Here is a 19,662-nt window from a genome sequence, read left to right as displayed (position 1 = left end):
ATCCTCGGGACGATACGCCCCCTTGAGATCGTGCGCCCGAAACGTCCCGACTCATGCGGCAGAGCACCAGAAGGAAGGAGGAATGCGGCACGCGCATGAGCACCATCATGAACCACAACCTACCGGTAAGGAGGAGAACGACGTGAATATGAGCACGATAAACCTATCGAGACGGGGTTTCGTCAAAGGCACCGCCGCCCTGGCGGCCGCCTCGGCCGTCGCCGGATCGCTGACGTACAAACCCGTCAAGGCGTTTGCGAACACGCCCAACGCGGCGGTGCAGGGCCAGGCCGGCGAAGTGTACGGACACTGCCGCATGTGCATGCTCTGCGGCAGCTGCAGCTTCGTCGCCACCATGAAAGATGGCGTGGTCGTGAACATCGAGGGCGACCCGGACCGCGCGAACAACGCCGGCACCCTGTGCCCGCGCGGCAAGAGCGCCATCATGAATGTGTACAACCCGCACCGCATCAAAGCGCCCATGAAGCGCACCAACCCAGAAAAGGGCATGGAAGCGGATCCTGGCTGGGTGGAGATCACCTGGGACGAAGCGCTCGATACGGCGGCTGAGAAGATTCGGGAATGCTATGACACAGACATTCGCAAGCTCGTGCAGATGTACAGCTTCGCCCCTTACGAAAGCGGCCATGCGACCCTGGGCATCGGCCTGTGGGCCATGGCGCTCGGAACCCCGAATTCCAGTTCCACCAAGGGCCAGATGTGCGCTATCCACTACGGCGGCTGTTACACGCTCTCCGCGTTCCCCACGGTGAACTACGACGGCGTGTACTGCAATTACCTGGTCATTCTAGGGAAATCAGTCGGCTACGATTCCGGGCTGGCGGGCGGCGACGCGCGCACCTTCGCCAACTGCCTGCGTCGCGGCATGAAGTACGTCACCGTAGGTCCGCGCGCTTCGATGGAGGCCACGCGCGGTGAGTGGGTATCCGCCAAGCTGGGCAGCGACCTCTCGCTCGTGTACGCGTGGATGCACTGCATGCTGTACGAGATAGAGAACGGTTTCGACGAACCGTTCGTGAAGAACAGGACCAACTCGCCTTACCTGATCGACGCCAACGGAGATTACGTCCGCGGCGCCGACGGCAAGCCCCTGATCTGGGATGCATCGTCCGATTCCGCCAAGTCTCATGACGATCCGTCGCTCGCTGATCCTGCCCTCTTCGGCCAGTATGACGTGGAAGGCACGCCGTGTCAGCCCGCCTTCCAAGCCTTCAAGGAATCTCTCGAAGGGTTCACGCCGGAATGGGCCGAGGCCTACAGCACCGTGCCCGCCGACAAGATCCGCGAAATCGCCAACAACCTGGTGAAGTACGCCTCGTTCGGCTCCACGGTGGAAATCGACGGCCAAACGCTGCCGCTGCGCCCCGCCGCCGTCATCATCGGCCGCGGCATCACCAACCAGGAGGACGGCACGCTCTGCGACATCTACAGCCGCGTACTCAACATGCTGCTGGGCAACGTGGGCAACCCCGGCGGCATCATCTCGAACATGTACTGCGACTACCTGCCCAACGAGCTCGATGGCACCACCGAGCCGTATTTCGAGGCCAAAACGTGCACGAAGTTCAACTGGCCGCCGCAGGGCCTGGACTACGCCGACGTGTTCCCACACCGCCACTCCACAAACACCCTCATGATGCGCACTATGTGCGATCCCGAAAAGTACGGCTTCGACTACAAGCCGTCGGTGGTGGTGTCGTGCGGATCGAATCCCATCACGGTCACGGCCGACCCCGAGGTTGCTGAACAGGCCATGAAGAGCGTCGATTACGTCATCTACCAGGGCTGCTACCACATGGACGAGATGGCCATGCTGTCCGATTTGCTGCTGCCCGAGCACGCCTCGCTCGAAACCCACACCTGCCACCTCTTCCCCGGCAATGAGGGCTCGGCCACCAACATCGACCCCGAATTCGCGGCGTCGAACCGTGGTGTGGTGGTGCGCAAGGGTATGAAGCCGCTGTTCAACACCCTTGATGGCAACGACCAGCTCATCGAGATATTCGATCGCATGGGGCTTATCGACCTGTGGAACGAGACAGCCAACGAAAACGGCTGCATCGGCTACGCCGCCCTCACCGGCTTCGGCCAGGTGCCGCCCGCGGCCGTGCAGTTCGAGGATCCGGCGTACAAGCTGGAGCCCGGGGTGAAGTACACCGCCGAAGAGATGTTCGATCGCTGCTTGAAGAGCGCATTCGGGGCCGACAAGGGGCTCGACCACCTGGACAAGGTGAAGATGATGCCGTACAACGGCTTCTACGGAGCCGACGTGTACCCCTCGCACCGCAACCAGGATATCCGCTTCACCGTGTACTTGGAAGCGCAAAAGCGTTCAGGCGACTTCCTCATCCCTAAGCTGCGCGAAGTACAGGAAAGCGGCTTCGATTTGGAAGGCACTATCAAATTCCCCATCGACGAGCTGCGCCGCCGCTATACCGCGCTGCCCTACTGGCCGGAGAACCGCCAGATCGATTCCGCACCTGCTGAATTCGACCTTTACGGATTCAACTACCGCCAGCCGTTCTACATGTTCCGCATGGCGAACATGGACCAAGATCCCATTCGCCGCGATTACTCGAGCAAGTACATGCCCGACGACAACGCCATCCTCGTCAACGCGAAGACAGCGGCCGACAAGGGCATCGTCGAGGGCGACGTCATCACTGTTGAGTCGCTGTTCGGCACGACGAAGGGCCGTGCGCACCTGACCGAGACCGTGCGTCCCGACAGCGTGGGCATCGGCGGCGCACGCGGACGTAAAACCTCGTGGATGGGCAAGGACCTGCTTGAAGACACCAGCATGAACGACCTGATGAGCGGTGACTTCGGTTATATCGATCCCATTCATGGCGGCGTCATCGACACCGTGCGCGTCAAGATCTACAAGGCTTAGGAAGGGGGAAGGACATGACTCGATACGGAATGCTCATCGACGTGAGCACCTGCGCGGGCTGCGATGCCTGCACCATGGCATGCAAGTACCAAAACGCCACGCCCTCGGGCATGTACTGGTGCAAGGTCCTGAAAGGCGAATACGGCGAGTATCCCAACTCCGGGCAAACCGTGCTGCCTATGGCCTGCCAGCATTGCCAGGACGCACCGTGCGTGAGCGCGTGCCCCACAGGTGCCAGCTTCTACGATGAGAACCGGTGCGTGCAGGTGGACTACGAGAAGTGCATCGGCTGCCGCATGTGCATCAACGCGTGCCCGTACAACGCGCGCTCCTATCACGACGTGGATCAGAAGACCACGCCCTACTACGAAGGCTACGAGATGACGCCCTACGAGGAGATGCGCGCCGCGGAGCATCCTATCGGCGTGGTGGAGAAGTGCGTCATGTGCAAGGAGCGCACCGCCCAGGGCGAAGAGCCCTCGTGCGTGAAGACGTGCATCACGAAGAGCCGCTGGTTCGGCGATTTGGACGACCCGACTTCCGAGATCAACGAGATGATCAAGAAGCTGGGCGCCAAGCCGCTCATGGAAGACCTTGGCACCGAGCCAAGCGTGTATTACGCCGGTCTGGTGTAAGGAGGCATGGTCATGGATATCAAAATGAACAAGAACGTGGTCCTCGGCGTGGGGGCGGTGTGCCTCGTACTCCTCGCCATGGGCCTGTTCGCCCTGGTACAGCAGTATTCGTTCGTCGAAGGCGTTACGAGCATCACCTCGTACGTGCCGTGGGGCCTGTACATCTCGCTGTTCCTGTTCTTCGAAGCGGCCGGCGCAGGCGCCTTGCTCCTGGCGGCCGTCGGCAAACCGGCGATGGTCTCGCGGTTGAAGCTGGCTGTGGTGGGCGTGATCTTCTCGGCGTGCGCCGGGTTGGCCATCCTGCCCGATCTGGGGCGTCCGCTGGGTATGTGGCGCTTGTTCTTCGCTCCGAACATCGCCTCGCCGTTGCTGCTGGACGTGTGGCTGCTGTCTGCCACGCTCGTGTTCGGCGTGCTGCTGATCGTGGGCCTACGCCTAGCCAAGCCCGCGCTTGCGAAGGCCGCCTCCATCGGCACGGGCGTGTTCGCCGTCCTGCTGGTGCTGGGCACCGCCATCATGTTCTGCTCGATCCCCGGCAAGATCGGCTGGGAGTCCACGGCAGAGATCGGCATCTCCCTCGTGCAGATGGTGATAGCCGGATGCGCTGTCGCCCTGCTGCTGGACGCGGTCACCGGAACTGCGCGCAATGTAAGCAGTAAGCTGGCGGGCGCCCTGCTGGTTGCCAATGCGGCCATCATGCTGGGCGAGGGCATGCTGCTGGCCTACCGCGGCGACTTCGCCCTACGCGCATTCGAAGCCGTCATGTTCGGCACGTACGCTTGGATCTTCTGGACGCAGGTGGTCGCCGGCATCGTCGTACCCGCAGCGTTGCTCCTGCGAGGCAGAGGCGTACAGGTCGCGGCGGGACTCGCACTTGCAGGCGTGGCGCTGTCCAAGTTCGTGTACGTGGTGCGCGGCAGCATCTACCCCACATACGGCGAGATCAGCGAAGGCCTGTTCATCCCGTTTCTCCAGCATACAAGCGGGCCGCAGATGGTAACCGCGTACGTGCCAAGCGCTTCCGAGTTCATGGTCGCGGGTGCCGTCATCGGGCTGGCAGTGCTGCTGAGCATGGCGGCGCTGAACAGCAAGCTCGTGCCTACCGACAATCCGGCAAACGACTAGCGAACGGCAACTACAGCTATGGGCCCGCGCCGCATGCGTGCGGGCCCATTGGAAAGCGGTGATCGAATCATGAAGGCGCAACGCAACGAACAACTTCAAGCAACCATCGAGACGTATGATCTGCTGGCCTCGTTGTTCCTTACCCTTCCCGACGAAGCCCTGGTGGAAAGCATCGTGGCGGGCACCTTCGAAGAAGGCTCGGGAAGCGCGGGCATCGCCGAGATCGCACGTTTCGGACGCGCGCAAGCCAACCGTGACCTCCAGGACATCCTGATCGACATAGCCCGCGATCGCGTTCGGCTCATGCGCGGCGTGAACCAGGAGGGCATCGAGCCTCCGTACGAATCTCTGTACGTGAAGCAGCAGGCAAATGCTTCGATAGGAAGTCTGAACAGGTTCTACGCGGATTTTGGATACAGCGTGGACGAAGGTGTGAAAGACGCTCCCGATCAGCTGGGCGTCGAGCTGGCTTTCGCAAAGCTCGTTCTGGAATCCGAACTCGAAGCGGTGGAACGAGGCGACGACGCGCAGGCGGCCGAATACGAGACGCTTTACAACAGCTTCCTCAGTCAGCATCTCGGCCGTTGGGCCTCGGCGTACGCAGCCCAGATGGCCGCAGCCGCCGAAACGGGGTTCTACCGTGGCATCGCCCTCCTTATCGAGGAGCTCCTGCCCTAGGGAGTCCTCCCTCCGAAGGCGCCTGCTCCTTCCCTTTGCTCTCCCAGGCTCCGCAGCTGCATGCGGTGCGAATCAATCCGCCCGGCGCTTCCCCTTCCCTCGCGCCGGGCGGAACCGCGCCCCCGTTCTTATCGCCTCCGCCCGGTTTCAGTCCCTCCCTTATCTCCGAGCCCTTGCGTTCGCATCGTGCTCGTTTCTTTTTTGCCTCCCGCCTGTTCACAATCATGACGATTGCGTAAAGGATGCCACGGTCATGCAGGGTTTATGGCAAGATGGAACATTGCATAGGCATATGCAGGGATCACACGACGATCACGTTCGCATGGGAAGGCGCACCGGTTCGCACCGCGAGCTGCATGGGCATCGAGGATCGGGGCTGCGCGCTCGACCGGGCAAGTTACGATGTGGCCCGCACGGAGCCGCAAGCGTTCTGCCCGCATGCGATGAAGGAGATACCATGGGCTTTCTTTCGAGGTTCGAAGGCAAGATGGAGGATACGTTCGAAGGCGCGGCCGACCGTATGGCAAACGCGCCCATCTCGCCTGTCCAGATAGCGAAAAAGGCCGAGAAGCAGATGAAGCGCGAAAAGATGGTCGGAGCCGGCAAGCAGTTCGCGCCCACGCTCTACACGGTGCTCGTCAATCCCGATGACGACCAACGCCTGTTCGGCTACTACCCTACCCTCGCCGGAGAGACTGAGACCTATCTGGCCGCAAAAGCTTCCGAGCAGGGCCTCGTCATGGACGGGCAGCCCCTCGTCCGGTTCATCGTCGACGATGGGCTCAAGCACGGCAAGTTCGACATCATCGCTGAAGCCGTTGCCGCGCCCATCATCGCGCAGCTGCGCGCGGAGGAAATGGAGCGCTACGGGCTGGCTGCCCCGGGAAGCCGGGCTCGTGCCGGCATGCGGCCGCAGCAGTTCGCCGGCATGCCCGCACGCGGACAAGGAGCCCCATACCAAGCACCCGTACAGCAGCCCTACGGAGCCCCGGCTCCTGCATCGTACGGCGCGCAGGCTGTAGGCGGGTACGACAGATACGACGACTTCTCCGCCGATCCGGCTTTTCAGGCAGGGCCGGCCGACGGCGCCAGCAGCTACGATCCCTATGCGCCGTCAGAAACGGCAGCGCCGGGTGGTAAGCCGCCGTTGCCTTACGTGCCCGAGGACGAGCTCGATTACTCGGTCGATTACGGCGAGTACACCTTCGACAGCCGCGACTTCGATGAAGGGCGGGACGGCCCCGCACCCCGATCCGCACAAGCTGCCGACCCCTACTACGCAGCGCCGGCGCCTGGAGGCGCTTTTGGCGGCGTGGCCGGTGCCGCGGCAGCGGCCGGAGCTGTCGGTGCAGGCGCCGGCGCAAATATGGCTGCGCAACCCGTCGCACGCGCAGCCGATACCGTCGTCTTTGCCGGAGGGGCGCAGGGAGCCAATCCGGTGCCCGCGCAAAGCGCGGTGCGTGCACGTCTGGTGGACACCACGAATAACCGCACCTACGATCTGGCCACCGCACGCTTGCTCATGGGCCGCGAGTCGAAGAACGACATCGTCATCCCCGACCTCAATGCCAGTCGCCAGCATGCTGAGCTGCGCTTAGAGCCTCAAGGCGTCTGGGTTATCACCGACCTTGGATCGACGAACGGAACGTTCGTCAACGATCGGGAAATCGCAGCGCAACCTTTGTCCGAAGGGGACCGTATCACCATCGGCGTAACGAACTTCGTGTTCACGCAGGCCTAAGCGGAAACGGAAGGAAGCCCCGTGATCGACGTCGTGCTGCTCATCGTGCGCTTACTGTTCGTGGCACTGCTCTACCTGTTCCTGTTCGCCATCATGAAAACAGGCATCGGCCTGGTGAAAGGTCAGCGCAAGAAGGAGCGCACCTGGAACCTGTCCGTCGAGCGCGGCCCGAAAGAGCTGCGCGGCGTATCCATCGTGGTGCGCGGACCTGTGATCGTGGGCCGCAATCCCGGCGCCGACATCGTCATCGGCGCGGGCTACGTTTCCGGCCGCCACGCGCGCTTCTCGCTCATGGGGCAGAACCTGTTCGTCGAAGATCTGGGCTCTCGCAACGGCACCGCCGTGAACGGGCAGCTCGTCTCCGAACCCGTCGCCTTGAAAAACAACGATGTTGTTAATGTGGGTGACGTGGCTATCCGCGTGAGGTTCTCCTGATGGCCGGCGATCGTTCATACAAGTCCACGGCGCGCACGCGCCGCGGAGCCGTCACCACATTCGGCAGCCGAACCGACATCGGCTGCTTGCGCGATCACAATGAGGACAGCCTTATCGTCGCACCGCCGCTGTTCGTCGTCGCCGACGGCATGGGCGGCCATGCGGCCGGCGAGGTGGCATCCGAAATCGCCGTCGACGTGCTGGCCGAACGCGCTCCGAAGCATCCTGACGGCGAGCAGCTCGCCCGCGCAGTCGAGGATGCGAATCGCGCCGTCATCCAAGCGGCGCGCGAAGGACGCGGCCGCGAGGGCATGGGCACGACGATGACGGCTGCCATGCTCGAAGGCGAGCGCCTGGTTATCGCCCAAGTAGGGGATTCGCGTGCCTACCTGCTGCACCAGGGCACCTTGCAACAGCTCACGCGCGATCACAGCCTCATGGCCGACATGATCGAAGCGGGCCAGCTCACCTCTGAAGAGGCGCGGACACATCCGAACCGGTCGGTCATCACGCGTGCGCTGGGCAGCGACGAGCACCTGCACCCCGACATCTACGAGATCAATGTTGAAACGGGCGATCGACTGCTCGTCTGCTCCGACGGTCTTTCGACCATGCTGCGCGATGCGGACATAGAGCACACACTCTGCCGCATCCAGGATCCGCAGCGGTGCGCGACACAGCTCGTGAACGAAGCCATCTCGGCCGGCGGCCACGACAATGTGACCGTGATCGTAGCGGACGTGACCGGCTTTGCCGACGTGCGTCGCAAGAAGATGGCGCGCAAAACGAAAATCTCTATCGCCTTGATACTCGTGCTGCTCGCTGCGCTTGTAGCCGGAGCGGCATGGGGCACGACGGCCTACCTGAACACGGCGGCCTACCTCGCTGCAGACAACGGCAAGGTGGCCATCTACCGTGGCGTTCCCGGCGCGGTGCTCGGCATGTCGTTCTCAAGTCTGGAACGAACGACCGATGTGTCCGTCGACGATCTCCAGCCCGGCGTGGCGAACCGCCTCGAATCCGGTATCCGCGTGGACGACCTGGCTGCCGCCGAGGCCCTCGTCGCCGAATACGAAGCGGAGGCAGCCGCACGACAGCAGCCGGAAGGCGGGGCCGACGACACGCAGGGCGCAAAGCCCAACGGCTCCGACCAGGCCGATCAGCGTTCAGGCACAGATCACACCCCAAACGCCCCAGCACAGGAGTAGTGTCATGACGCGACGCAACATAGAGCTCGTTCTTCTGTGCGTGGCTGCGCCGCTCGTGGTGCTGCTGTTCGCGATGATCGCCCTGAACCAGGGGCAATCGCTCAACATGAACACGCTCGGCGTGCCGGTAGGCGTCTTCGCCGCGTTCATCATCGCCCACATTGCCGTCCGCAAGTTCGCGCCGGGAGCCGATCCGGCCATCCTGCCTTTGGTGTTCGTGTTGTCGGGAACCGGTATCGCATTCGTGACGCGCTTGGCTCCCGATCTGGCGGTTAACCAGGTCATGTGGCTATTCTTGGGCGTGGCGTGCATGGTGGTCGCGCTCGTGGCCATCCGCAACCTCGACAAGGTGGCGAACTACAAGTACACGCTCATGATCGTCGGCTTCCTGCTGCTGCTCTCGCCGCTGGTGCCGGGCATCGGCACCGAGATCAACGGCAGCCAAATCTGGTTGCGCGTCGGCACGTTCTCGTTCCAGCCGGGCGAGATCGCCAAGATCGTCATCGTGCTGTTCCTCGCAGGCTACCTTGCGCAGAACCGAGAGATGCTCTCGGTGTTCACCTGGCGCATCGGTCCGTTCCGCCTCCCCGAAATCCGCACGCTGTTGCCGCTGCTGCTCATGTGGGGCGTCGCGATGCTCATCGTCGTGTTCGAGAAGGATCTTGGAAGCGCCCTCGTGTTCTTTTTCGTGTTCCTCCTCATGCTGTACGTGGCGACGGGCAAGAAGTTCTACCTTGTCATCGGCCTGGGCCTCATTGCAATCGGCGGCGTGGGCGCCTACTTTGCCTTCGATCACGTCCAGATTCGCGTGGCCACGTGGCTCGATCCGTTCGCCGATGCCCAGAACAAGGGCTACCAGCTGGTCCAGGCCATCTACTCCATGGCCGACGGAGACCTGTTTGGCACCGGGCTCGGACGCGGGCTGGCAGAACAAATCCCGGTCGTGGAAAGCGACTTCATTTTCGCGGCCATCGCCGAGGAAATCGGGCTGTTGGGCGCGGCAGGCGTGCTGTTGCTGTTCCTGTGCCTCGCCGTGCGCGGCTTCGTGACGGCGGCGCGCGCGAAAAGCGATGTCAGCTCGTTCGTCGCCGTAGGCCTGACCGCGCTGATCGTGCTGCAGGCGTTCATCATCGTGGGCGGCGTGACGCGACTCATCCCGCTGACGGGCCTCACGCTGCCCTTCATCAGCCAAGGCGGCTCATCGCTGCTGGCGAGCTTCATCGCCGTGGGCCTTTTGCTGCGCTGCGGCGACGAGGGCACAGGCGTCGATACGGAAATGTCGAGCGCTACCGGGTCGCTCCATGCAAACAGCGTGCTCGGGCGCGTGTCGCTCGGCAAGCGCCTGACGCACAGCATGCTGTTCTGCTCTGTGCTGTTCGCAGCGCTCGTGGCCAACCTCACGCTCATCATGGTAGTGCAGGCCGACTACTACCAGAACATGGCGGGCAATAACCACACCATCGCCAAGGAATCGCGCTCAGAGCGCGGCACCATCTCCACCTACGACGGCACCGTCCTCGCCCAAAGCGTTCAGGAGGAGGACGGAACCTACAAGCGCGTGTATCCCGCAGGCGACCTTGCCAGCCACGTGGTGGGCTACGCATCCTCGCGCTTCGGCACTTCGGGCATCGAGCGGGCATACAACGACACCCTCAAGGGCCAGGAGAACTTCGCGTCGTGGACCGACGTGCTGGACTCGCTCGCCGGCACGGGCACGACCGGAAACGACGTCGCCCTTACGCTCAACTCCACGATCCAACGAGCGGCGCAGGACGCCATCGCAGGCCAGAAGGGGGCGTGCGTAGTCATGGATCCTGAGACGGGCGCCATCTTGGGCATGGCGTCTGCGCCCACCTACGACGCGGCAGACATCGAGAGCCTGCTTGAGCAGGCAAGCACCGACTCCAGCGGCGCTGATGGGGCGCTCGTGAACCGCGCAACTTCCGCGCTGTACGCGCCCGGCTCCACGTTCAAGATCGTCTCGCTCGCCACCGCGCTTGAGAACGGCACGGCCAGCGAGGACACCGTGTTCTCCTCCCCTGGTTCCATGGACATAGGCGGAGCCTCCGTGTCGAATTACGGCGACGTGGACTACGGCGATATCACACTCGCACGGGCCACGGAAGTGTCGTCGAACACGGTGTTCGGCCAGCTTGGCGTAGAAATGGGGCCAGAAGCGCTCGTGAAGGGCGCCGAGACGTTCGGCTTCGATAAAGACGTCGACTTCCCGCTTCCGCTCTACACCTCTCTCATGCCCGACCCCGACGCCATGTCGACGTGGACCACGGCGTGGGCTGCCGCCGGCGAACCCGTCGGCCAGAAGGGACCGAACGCGACCGTACTGGAGATGGCGCTCGTTGGGTCGGCAATCGCCAACGACGGCGCCATCATGCAGCCTTACCTGGTGGACGGCGTATACAACGCAAACGGCGAGCGCAGCTTCACCGCTCAGCCTTCCAAGCTGATGCAGGCCGTGAGCAAGACCACGGCCGAGCGCGTGCGCACCGTGCTCGAAGGCGTCGTGGAGAATGGCACGGGCACTGCAGCCGCTGTCTCCGGTGTGACCGTAGCTGGCAAAACGGGTACGGCGGAGAACGCAAATGGCAAAGACAACAGCTGGTTTGTGGGCATGGCGCCCTCCGAAAACAGCCGCGTCGTTGTGGCGCTCATCATCGAGAACGGCGGCTCGGGCGCAGCGGCGCAAAAAGCGCAGAATGTGTTGAAAACAGCCTTAGAAGTGCAGGGGCTTTTGTAAATACGGTATGCTGAAGACTCGTGTATCACACCGCAACGCACAGCGAGCCCAGCATGTACCCAAAAGGAGCTAAAACGTGACCGGAAGCATGATAGGCAGGGTGTTCAACAACCGCTACGAGATAACGGAGCGCATCGGCATCGGCGGCATGGCCGAGGTGTATCGGGCGCAAGACAACGTTCTGGGACGCCTGGTTGCCGTAAAGGTGATGCTTCCGCAGTACGCTGCCGATCCCAGCTTCACGCAGCGCTTCAAGCAAGAGGCGGCAGCGGCGGCGAACTTGCAGAGCCCCTACATCGTAAACGTGTACGACTGGGGCCAAGACGACGGCACGTACTACATCGTGATGGAATTCGTACGCGGCTCCGACCTGAAGACAGCCATCCTCGAGCGCGGCGCCATCAACCAGCGCAAGGTGGCCGAGATCGGCTCGCAGGTGTGCCAGGCGCTTTCCGTCGCGCACGGGCTGGATATCATCCACCGCGACATCAAACCGCAGAACATCATGGTTCAGCCGGACGGCAACGTGAAGGTGATGGACTTCGGTATCGCGCGGGCGAAGAACTCGGTCAAAACCCAGACCTCCTCGGTGCTAGGCACGGCGCATTACATCTCGCCCGAGCAGGCGCAGGGCAAGGAGCTGACGGCCGCAAGCGACATCTACTCGCTTGGCGTGGTGCTCTACGAGGCCACGACGGGCCAGCTGCCCTTTGACGGCCCCGACGCCGTGAGCGTAGCCATGAAGCAGGTGAACGACCTGCCGGTGCCGCCGCGCGAAATCAACCCCGACATCGACCCCGCGCTCGAGGCCATTATCATGCAAGCCTTGGCCAAGAACCCGGTGGAACGATTCGCCACGGCCAAGGATATGCGCCAAGTGCTCAACGACTACCTGGCCGGCCGGCCCGTCAACCTCGGCGATTTCACGAGCGCCGAGACAAGGGTCATGGGCGGCGTCGCGCCGATCGGGCCCGATAGCACCGCCGTCATGCCCGTCGCCCCCGGCGCCTCAAACACCACGTCGTCTTCGCGATCCTACCGCAGCGACGACGGATCCCAGAAGAAAAGCAACAAGAAAACGATCGCTATCGTGCTCGGCATCATCGCTGCGCTCGCCGTCATCGGAGGCATCGCCTTCGCGCTCATGAGCGGATCCCCCAGCGAAGACGCCATCCAGGTGCCCAACGTAGTGGGCATGACACGCGAAAACGCCGTTGCAGAAATCGAGGCAAAGGGCTTCGAGGTGGGAACCGTCACCGAGGAGAACAGCGACACAGTAGAATCAGGCCAGGTCATTCGACAAGACCCGAATTCCGATGTCAAACGTGAAAAGGGTACGAAGATCAACTTGACCGTATCCATCGGAGTGGCCGAGATCACCGTGCCCGACCTGAAGGACATGACGGCCGACGATGCACGCAAGGAGCTGACGGCTAACGGGCTCAAGTACTCGGCTGGGCCAGCGGAGTACTCCGACTCGGTCGACAAGGATCGTGTGGCACGGCAGGACGTCGCCCCCGGCACGAAAGTGGCGAAGGACACCACCATCACCTACTATCTCTCTCTGGGCCCCGAAGGCAATGACGTGCCGAACGTCGTGGGGCAGCGCGAGGGATCGGCAACTTCGACGCTCGAGAACGCCGGGTTCAACGTGGCCGCCGATTACGACTACAGCGATAGCGTAGCGTCAGGTCTCGTCATCAGCCAGAATCCGAGCAGCGGCAAGCATCAGGAAGGAACAACGGTCAATATCGTGGTGAGCCTGGGCAAGCAGGTGTCCACTTACAGCGTGAGCGTGAACTCCAACGGTGGAGGCAGCGTGTCGTCGAGCGCATCGACGGTGGACGAAGGCGGAAGCGTGACGATCACCATCACGCCGAACAGCGGCTACGAAGTGGCTTCCGTCAAAGGCCTGGATGGCGTTGCAGCCTCGGGCGGCACGTACACGATCAGCAACATCGGCGCGAACGTGACCGTAAACGTGACGTTCCAGCAGGTGCAGACATCGAATCCACCCACCCCTCCGCAGGAAGCGTAGGTGCTGCAGGCTTCTGACACGAAGGCCGCATAGGATCGCGCGAGGATTAATGCTACAATAACGTCCGCGCCTCCGTAGCTCAGGGGACAGAGCACCGCTCTCCTAAAGCGGGTGCCGCGCGTTCGAATCGCGCCGGGGGCACCATTGGAACTCGCAGGTCATCGGTTGGTTTCGCAGCCGGTGACCTGTTCTCTTGATGCTTCAAAAATCGTCGCAGGGGACAATCAGGGGACAACCGGAAACAACTAGGCAGTTTTCACCTTGATTATCGGCGTTTCGTCAGCCCTCTTGGCGAACAGGTTTCCCACGAGCTGCGCGGCCTTCTCGTCGTTCTCCGGTATCGCGTGAGCGTACTGGTTCAGAGTGAGAGAGGCCGTAGAGTGCCCCATGCGATTCTGCACCGTCTTCACGTCTACGCCGTTCGCCAGCAGCTGGGTAGCCTGGGTGTGGCGCAGCTCGTGGAATTTGAGATCATCGAAGCCGTGTTGCTTGCGGAACCCCACCCACCACCGCGTGAACCTGTGAAGCTCGCAGTAACCGCCCACCGCCGAGCAGCATACCGGCGTGCATCCGTCCTGCTTGATGCCGAGCTTCAACAACTCCACCGCCTGGCGCTCCTTCCATTGCCGAAGATGCGCCGCCGTGGTAGCATCGATGGCGACGGTGCGCACGCCCGCCTTGCTCTTCGGAGCTTTCACCTCGCCGTAGGACGTGAGGGATTGGCGAACCTTGATGCACGGCTGGTTCAGGTCAACGCTTCCCCAGCACAACCCGAACACCTCGCCGCGCCGCATGCCTGTGGCAAGGCCGATGCGCGCCGCCATAACGTAGCTGATCGTGTTCAGCCCCAAAAGGCTTGATCGCCCGAACAGATTGCCCCACTCGGTCTGCCGCGCCTCTTTCTCCGCCATCCACGCGTATGCGGCGCGCTCCGCCTCTTCGATGCATTCGAGCAGCCGCGCCCCTTCGTCCACGGTGAGCGAGCGGCGTTCTGGCTCGTCGGCCTTCGGGGCTTTCACGCGGTCGCACGGGTTGCGCAAGATTAGATCGTAGTTTACCGCCTTGCGCAGTATCTGCTTCAAAAGGGCGTGGTACATGTGAAGCGTAGTCCCACTGCACGAGCCTCGTTCTGCCGTCTTGTCGCGCTTGATGGACGCATACAGAGATTCGACGGTCTGCGGCGTCAAATCGCGCAAGCGGACAGTGCCGATATAGCTTGACAGCGTGCTAATGAGCGTTCCTTCGCGTTCAAGGCGCGTGCGCACCACTTCGCCCGCATCCACGCGAGCGGAATGCCACGTGTCGGCGAACTCTCCGAACGTCATCTTGTCCGCATCGACCGACAAGCCGTTTTCATGCTCTCTGCGTATCCGGTCGCGCTCCTTCCGAGCCTCCGCCTTGGTGCCGTGTACATTGCGCTGCACCTTGATCCGCTTCCCCGTCACGGGATCGGTGCCGAAAGACACGCACACGCGCCACACGCCGCGCCGCACCTCCGTTATGCTTCCGTCTCCTTTTGCCATGGTGTTACCTCCTTCCTGTGATCCGCGCTTGCTTGGCTATACCCAACGCGCCCGGGTCAGCGGGCGGGATTAGCTAGTGCGTTTTATCAACATTGGATGAACTTGGTTTGCTGGCTTTCTTTTTTTCTTGCTTTAACTGGTATGCGGGGCTTTTTCTGTACTTTCTCTGCGTATATCGATTTTTGCATTTATCACAGCAAAACAAGCTCGTGTTTCGAGGCGAGCCGTTCCTGTTGGTTGACCGCTTCCTGACGAAAACCTCGCCACACTCGGAGCATACGGAATACCCTTCGCCATGCAGAGAGAACTCCCATATCTGCAAAGCCACGGCCTGCTCAAAGCACCCGCGCTTATATTCAAGTATCAAGTCATCGAATGACGGCTTCCCGCAAGTGCCGTCCGGCATGTCTATCACTATTCCTATCTGGGGAGAAATCCCTCTCATGAGCCAGTTCAGGTATTCATCATCCTCCTGTATCTCATCGTAAAGACCATCGACGCTGATGTCCGCAAGCTTGGCTATTGTCTCAGGATCGTCACTCTGCATAATTGCCTTTACTGTTTTCGCACTGCTCAGCAAAGACCAAACAGTTGTTGCCGCCTCTGCGGCAGACACGACACTAAGCACCTTGTGATCTTTTGCCACACATGCAATTCCTTCCTGAAGTTCCGAATAGCGTGTCTCAATTTCTTGCCGAGAGATAAAGTAATCAGAAGGGTTTTTCGGAAGTAACGCTAGGAAATCCATATCCGCCTCAAACCTCAGAACTTGGCTGCGATCGGAAATGTCGAGTTTCAGGAGAGACGAAGAAAATAATTCTCTGTTTTTCTCAAAACATCCAACAAGTCCATACTCGGACATGAAAGAGGCGAATTCTTCGCCATTCAAAACGTTAAGCCGTTTCAATTCGTGATTAAAAATTTCACACGGAAGCTCTCGCATAAGCCTACTATGACCGTCCACTTCGCAATAAGCGATTGGCTCGCCGTCGCTTCTCAATATGGGAATTACGTCTCGGACATACCACGGCAGCGGTTTGAAAACCTCGTGAATACTAAAGACTCTTTTTATCTTGTACTCATTCACTTGTAGATACTCCGTAATCTCTAAAGTAATAACCTCTAATTTTTCTATTATAGAGTATTTTACAACGCTATTATACAAAGTGCAATGAACAACAAATAAGCTTGGAGGTGGTCATTATGATCGAAATGCAGCAAAAACGAATCATGCTTGGATGGAGCAAACGCGAACTCGCAAGAAGGTCTGGCATCGACGCTTCTTTAATCTCTTATGCAGAAAATAGAGGGTTTCAACTTTACCCGGGTCAACTGGCTAAAGTCGCAAACGCTTTCGGCATGGACAAAGCGGAAATGAGCTCATTACTGAAGGAGGTGTCCCAGGATGGCCTTACCGATATCTAGCGCAGATTGCGGCAAATGCCGCATGGTGTACCTCTCCGAGAAACCGCCCGCCGATACGCCGGAAATGCTCGCGGGAGAACCGGAGCTGCTGAGCGTGCAGGATATGCACCGCCTCACCGGTGTGTCGGAGCAGACCATCCGCGCGGAGATAAACGCGGGGAGGCTGCCGGGGTGCCGCATTGGCCGCCGGCTGTTCGTCCCTAAGTGCCGCTTTGTCGAGTACGCGACGGGAGGTGCCGCCGATGGCCGCTAGATGCTCGTTCGGTGCGAACGCCGAGGAAACGCCGAAAGAAGCGCCCGGACACGCCGCAAGCCCTGGAAAGCATGAAGCAGCGAGCCGGACGCCATCAACCGGGCCGAAACCCTCCCCGAAGTCTACCACGCCCAAGCGCGCACAGAAGGCGGCGCGTGCGCGCTCTCGCGCTCTCACGTGGATTGCGGAGAACCCCGACGCATGGCACTACATGGAAGGTCTTGCCTTGCACGAGGTCGAGGCGGAGCGCCCCTTTTCGGTGAAGTGGGTTGCGGAGCAGGCGCGCCGCAAGGACTTCGCAGGCAAACACGGCAAGCCCTCCGAGTTCAGCAACACGCTCACAGCGGCGTTCGCCCGCATCCTGATCGAAGAACATCCCGAGGTGCGCCCGTTCGTTGTATTGAAGCCCTCCATGTTCGACGAGGCGCTGTGATGGACGGGTTCGGCGAAGCGCAGCTCCAAGCGGTGCGCGAGGCGATGCCCGACTACCTGGCGAACGTCCATGGCGTGACGGACTTGCGGAGGAACTTCCGGTGCATCCATCCCGACCACGAGGACAGGCACCCCTCCATGGGCTACGATGCGCGCGCCTGTAGGGTGAAGTGCTTCTCGTGCGGCGCGTCCGGGGACGTGTTCGAGGTCGCGGGGTGGGACTCCGGGGCCGAGGCTTTCCCCGACAAGGTGCGGGCGGCGGCGTCGGGCGCGGGCATCGATCTAGGCGAGTGCACTTCCCCTTGCCGGCCCAGACGGGCGGCGAGGAAGCCAGCGCGGCGCGCGCCCCGACAGATAGAGGGCCAGGACGTGCTCCCAGCCGTGCAGGGGGCGTTCGCGGCGCTCTACGAGGAACCCGGGGCCGTCGCCCTGGACTGGCTGCGCCGGCGCGGCTTCACGGACGAGAAAATATGCCGTTTTGGCTGGGGCTGGGTGCAGCACCCTAGCGACATATTCACTACCGGCTTCGAGCGCGCGCCTATGGTGGAGGCGGGCTACATCTGCCTGCCGTTCCCAGAGGGCGAGGGCTGGCACGCCGTGCGATACGCGACGTTTCGCCCGTGCAGGAACGGGGCCAAGCCGAAGGAATGGAAGCCCAAGGGCGCGCCCTCGCCCGTGTGGAGGGAGCACCTGCTGCGCCAGAGCAGCGCGCCCGTGTACATCGCGGAGGGCATCTTCGACGCCGCGGCGCTCACTGCTCTCCTCGGCGTGCCCGCGTGCGCTATGTGCGGGGCCGGAACGGGCCGGGTGCTCGACGTGGCGGCCGACACGCCGCCAAGCGAGCGGCCCGCCTACGTCATTGCGACCGACGCCGACGATGCAGGGCGCAGGTTCTCCGAGACGCTTCAAGAGGGCTTCGCCAAGATCGGCGCGGCCTGCTCGGTGATGCCGCCCTACCCGGGCGGCGCGAAGGACGCCGCCGACGTGCTGCGGGCCAAGCGGGTGATGCCATGAGCGAGGTAGTAGACGCCTGGGAGGATGAGGCGCGACGGGCGGGAGAGCTGGCGGGCGATATGAGCCAGGAGGCAGAAAGGGAGGAAGGCGGGTTGCCTCCCATCGTGCCGCTCGACCTCGCGGACGTGCCGCCCCTGCGCCCGGAGCTAATAGAGGGCGTGCTGCGCCAAGGGCACGTGATGATGCTCGGGGGGCCGTCCAAGGCCGGAAAAACGCAGAGCCTCGTGGAGCTTGCAGTGGCTATCGCGGCGGGCGGTACGTGGTTCGGGCTTCGCTGCGAGAAAGGGCGCGTGCTGTACATCGACGGAGAGACCGACCCGGCCAGCTTCGCGCACCGCTTCCGCGGCGTAGCCGACAGGCTGGCGGCCGATCACGCATGTGTGAAGGCGTCAGTAGACGTTTGGATCCTTCGCGGCAAGTCTCGGCCCCTCGGCGAGCTGGCGGGACAGATCGCGGACAGGGCTTCCGGCAAGGGGTATAACGCCGTGATACTCGACCCGGCCTATCCGTTCATGGACGGCGACGAGAACAGCGCGGGGGACGTGAGGTCGTTCTGCAACGCGATAACCGAGGTGTCGGACAGGCTCGGATGCTCGGTCATATACGACCACCACCACTTTCCGGGTGTCCGCCACGCTTAGGGAGTTCGCGCCCATGCGCCCGTTCAACGTGTGGTTCCGCCATCCCGTCCATGTGCGCGACTATGACGGCGCGCTGGACGATTGGGAGCCGATGACGGCGGCGAGGGCGGGAGGAAAGGCCACAGGCGGCAAGGCGAAGCTCCAAAAGCTCGGCAATATAGCGGTAATGGAGCGGGCTGCGGACGAAATGCGCGACGAGAACGGAGGCCAGCCGATACCGTTTCGCGACTTGGTACGGCGCTGCGGTTGCTCTGACAACACTTTGCGGACGTACTTGAAAGAAAGCCTGCGATACAGAAGGGAGTCGGGGCCGAATTCGTGTTTCGTTGTGCCGCGTGATATGTAAGATTGCAAGGTTGCAAATTGAAGCCTTGCAGCCCTTCAAGCAGCTTATAAAAGGTATTTGTTGCAGGGTGCAAGGTTGTTGAAGGGTTCCAAGATGCAGGGCTTCAAATCCCCGCAAAGAACCGCTGGGGTCGGTTCCTTTGCGGGGGTCGTGAAGCCTGAGGCGAATGAAGGGCGGAAGATGGAAGCAGAGGGCAAACGAGCCGACAAGGACGGAAGAGCCTCCTCCCTAAAGGCCGACCGCCGCGACCGCGTGCGCCGGACGTACAACCTCCACTTGCTGGACGGCTTCGACGTGGGGCCGTCCGGCATGCCACTGCTCGACCCCGTGGAGGTCGTGCCCGAGCGCCTGCGCGCGTTCACGTCGTGCCCGCGATGCAGCGACCCTAACGCCGGGGTTCACTTCTTCCTGGACGATTACCGGTTCGAGGGGACGTGGAGCGACCCCGTGCGCTACGTGCCCATGCTCTCCCGCTTCGCGTGCGTCCTCACGCCCGACT

General features: G+C 62.0%; 18 protein-coding genes and 1 tRNA gene. 17 read left to right on the top strand and 2 right to left on the bottom strand.

Annotation, left to right across the window (positions count from 1 at the left end):
• The first annotated feature begins 148 nt into the window (after positions 1-148).
• From C2L71_RS06300 to C2L71_RS06255, 10 genes are all read left to right on the top strand, one after another.
• Positions 149-2,914: a molybdopterin-dependent oxidoreductase gene (locus C2L71_RS06300; protein WP_239926433.1), complete on the top strand. Its 2,766-nt coding sequence runs from the start codon at positions 149-151 to the stop codon at positions 2,912-2,914.
• 14 nt (positions 2,915-2,928) lie between these two features.
• Positions 2,929-3,549: a 4Fe-4S dicluster domain-containing protein gene (locus C2L71_RS06295; RefSeq protein ID WP_103264939.1), complete on the top strand. Its 621-nt coding sequence runs from the start codon at positions 2,929-2,931 to the stop codon at positions 3,547-3,549.
• Between the two features lie 12 nt (positions 3,550-3,561).
• Entirely contained in the window at positions 3,562-4,674 is a 1,113-nt protein-coding gene (gene nrfD, locus C2L71_RS06290) for an NrfD/PsrC family molybdoenzyme membrane anchor subunit (RefSeq protein ID WP_157938937.1), read from the top strand.
• 69 nt (positions 4,675-4,743) lie between these two features.
• Positions 4,744-5,352, top strand: a complete 609-nt coding sequence (locus C2L71_RS06285) for a TorD/DmsD family molecular chaperone (RefSeq protein WP_157938936.1) — start codon at positions 4,744-4,746, stop codon at positions 5,350-5,352.
• Positions 5,353-5,809: 457 nt separating this feature from the next.
• On the top strand, positions 5,810-7,093 hold the full coding sequence (locus tag C2L71_RS06280; RefSeq protein WP_103264936.1) for an FhaA domain-containing protein: 1,284 nt from the start codon (positions 5,810-5,812) through the stop codon (positions 7,091-7,093).
• Between the two features lie 21 nt (positions 7,094-7,114).
• Positions 7,115-7,528: an FHA domain-containing protein gene (locus tag C2L71_RS06275; RefSeq protein ID WP_103264935.1), complete on the top strand. Its 414-nt coding sequence runs from the start codon at positions 7,115-7,117 to the stop codon at positions 7,526-7,528.
• Positions 7,528-8,736, top strand: a complete 1,209-nt coding sequence (locus C2L71_RS06270; protein ID WP_103264934.1) for a Stp1/IreP family PP2C-type Ser/Thr phosphatase — start codon at positions 7,528-7,530, stop codon at positions 8,734-8,736. Before C2L71_RS06275 ends, C2L71_RS06270 begins: the two co-directional genes overlap by 1 nt.
• Positions 8,737-8,740: 4 nt before the next feature.
• Positions 8,741-11,491, top strand: a complete 2,751-nt coding sequence (locus C2L71_RS06265; protein ID WP_103264933.1) for an FtsW/RodA/SpoVE family cell cycle protein — start codon at positions 8,741-8,743, stop codon at positions 11,489-11,491.
• Between the two features lie 88 nt (positions 11,492-11,579).
• Positions 11,580-13,529, top strand: coding sequence for a Stk1 family PASTA domain-containing Ser/Thr kinase (gene pknB / locus C2L71_RS06260; RefSeq protein WP_170042454.1), 1,950 nt, complete (start codon positions 11,580-11,582; stop codon positions 13,527-13,529).
• A gap of 68 nt (positions 13,530-13,597) precedes the next feature.
• Positions 13,598-13,673: transfer RNA gene (locus C2L71_RS06255), tRNA-Arg, on the top strand.
• Positions 13,674-13,774: 101 nt separating this feature from the next.
• On the opposite strand, the gene C2L71_RS06250 is transcribed toward C2L71_RS06255, so the two are convergent.
• On the bottom strand, positions 13,775-15,052 hold the full coding sequence (locus tag C2L71_RS06250) for a tyrosine-type recombinase/integrase (protein WP_103264931.1): 1,278 nt from the start codon (positions 15,050-15,052) through the stop codon (positions 13,775-13,777).
• Positions 15,053-15,125: 73 nt separating this feature from the next.
• The gene (locus C2L71_RS06245; protein ID WP_103264930.1) at positions 15,126-16,139 is read right to left on the bottom strand and encodes a hypothetical protein; all 1,014 of its coding nucleotides are present in this window, start codon (positions 16,137-16,139) and stop codon (positions 15,126-15,128) included.
• Positions 16,140-16,255: 116 nt separating this feature from the next.
• Here C2L71_RS06245 and C2L71_RS06240 point away from each other — a divergent pair, with 116 nt between their 5' ends.
• From C2L71_RS06240 to C2L71_RS12195, 7 genes are all read left to right on the top strand, one after another.
• Positions 16,256-16,477 carry a helix-turn-helix domain-containing protein gene (locus C2L71_RS06240; protein ID WP_129588479.1) on the top strand — a complete coding sequence of 74 codons (222 nt, stop codon included), beginning with the start codon at positions 16,256-16,258 and terminating at the stop codon, positions 16,475-16,477.
• Entirely contained in the window at positions 16,458-16,730 is a 273-nt protein-coding gene (locus tag C2L71_RS06235) for a helix-turn-helix domain-containing protein (RefSeq protein WP_103264928.1), read from the top strand. Before C2L71_RS06240 ends, C2L71_RS06235 begins: the two co-directional genes overlap by 20 nt.
• Positions 16,720-17,163: a hypothetical protein gene (locus tag C2L71_RS12010; protein ID WP_157938935.1), complete on the top strand. Its 444-nt coding sequence runs from the start codon at positions 16,720-16,722 to the stop codon at positions 17,161-17,163. Before C2L71_RS06235 ends, C2L71_RS12010 begins: the two co-directional genes overlap by 11 nt.
• Positions 17,163-18,176 carry a toprim domain-containing protein gene (locus C2L71_RS06230; RefSeq protein WP_157938934.1) on the top strand — a complete coding sequence of 338 codons (1,014 nt, stop codon included), beginning with the start codon at positions 17,163-17,165 and terminating at the stop codon, positions 18,174-18,176. Before C2L71_RS12010 ends, C2L71_RS06230 begins: the two co-directional genes overlap by 1 nt.
• Complete coding sequence (locus C2L71_RS06225; protein ID WP_103264926.1) at positions 18,173-18,817, top strand: AAA family ATPase; 645 nt, start codon at positions 18,173-18,175, stop codon at positions 18,815-18,817. Before C2L71_RS06230 ends, C2L71_RS06225 begins: the two co-directional genes overlap by 4 nt.
• A gap of 13 nt (positions 18,818-18,830) precedes the next feature.
• Positions 18,831-19,163, top strand: a complete 333-nt coding sequence (locus C2L71_RS06220; protein ID WP_103264925.1) for a hypothetical protein — start codon at positions 18,831-18,833, stop codon at positions 19,161-19,163.
• A gap of 180 nt (positions 19,164-19,343) precedes the next feature.
• A partial coding sequence (locus C2L71_RS12195; protein WP_204600462.1) for a DUF4417 domain-containing protein occupies positions 19,344-19,662 on the top strand: 319 nt, incomplete at its 3' end.

It is taken from the genome of Enteroscipio rubneri (assembly GCF_002899715.1).
GTDB lineage: Bacteria > Actinomycetota > Coriobacteriia > Coriobacteriales > Eggerthellaceae > Enteroscipio > Enteroscipio rubneri.
The sequence above is the reverse complement of the archived record's forward strand: the minus strand, read 5'-3'. Positions and strand labels throughout refer to the sequence as shown.

Bases quoted from the DNA above. Each gene is read 5' to 3' on its own strand.
- nrfD (WP_157938937.1), top strand. From the start codon at position 3,562: ATGGATATCAAAATGAACAAGAACGTGGTCCTCGGCGTGGGGGCGGTG.
- C2L71_RS06240 (WP_129588479.1), top strand. From the start codon at position 16,256: ATGATCGAAATGCAGCAAAAACGAATCATGCTTGGATGGAGCAAACGC.
- pknB (WP_170042454.1), top strand. From the start codon at position 11,580: ATGATAGGCAGGGTGTTCAACAACCGCTACGAGATAACGGAGCGCATC.
- C2L71_RS06295 (WP_103264939.1), top strand. From the start codon at position 2,929: ATGACTCGATACGGAATGCTCATCGACGTGAGCACCTGCGCGGGCTGC.
- C2L71_RS06285 (WP_157938936.1), top strand. From the start codon at position 4,744: ATGAAGGCGCAACGCAACGAACAACTTCAAGCAACCATCGAGACGTAT.
- C2L71_RS06265 (WP_103264933.1), top strand. From the start codon at position 8,741: ATGACGCGACGCAACATAGAGCTCGTTCTTCTGTGCGTGGCTGCGCCG.
- C2L71_RS06270 (WP_103264934.1), top strand. From the start codon at position 7,528: ATGGCCGGCGATCGTTCATACAAGTCCACGGCGCGCACGCGCCGCGGA.
- C2L71_RS06220 (WP_103264925.1), top strand. From the start codon at position 18,831: ATGCGCCCGTTCAACGTGTGGTTCCGCCATCCCGTCCATGTGCGCGAC.
- C2L71_RS06280 (WP_103264936.1), top strand. From the start codon at position 5,810: ATGGGCTTTCTTTCGAGGTTCGAAGGCAAGATGGAGGATACGTTCGAA.
- C2L71_RS06235 (WP_103264928.1), top strand. From the start codon at position 16,458: ATGGCCTTACCGATATCTAGCGCAGATTGCGGCAAATGCCGCATGGTG.
- C2L71_RS06300 (WP_239926433.1), top strand. From the start codon at position 149: ATGAGCACGATAAACCTATCGAGACGGGGTTTCGTCAAAGGCACCGCC.
- C2L71_RS06230 (WP_157938934.1), top strand. From the start codon at position 17,163: ATGGACGGGTTCGGCGAAGCGCAGCTCCAAGCGGTGCGCGAGGCGATG.
- C2L71_RS12010 (WP_157938935.1), top strand. From the start codon at position 16,720: ATGGCCGCTAGATGCTCGTTCGGTGCGAACGCCGAGGAAACGCCGAAA.
- C2L71_RS06250 (WP_103264931.1), bottom strand. From the start codon at position 15,052: ATGGCAAAAGGAGACGGAAGCATAACGGAGGTGCGGCGCGGCGTGTGG.
- C2L71_RS06225 (WP_103264926.1), top strand. From the start codon at position 18,173: ATGAGCGAGGTAGTAGACGCCTGGGAGGATGAGGCGCGACGGGCGGGA.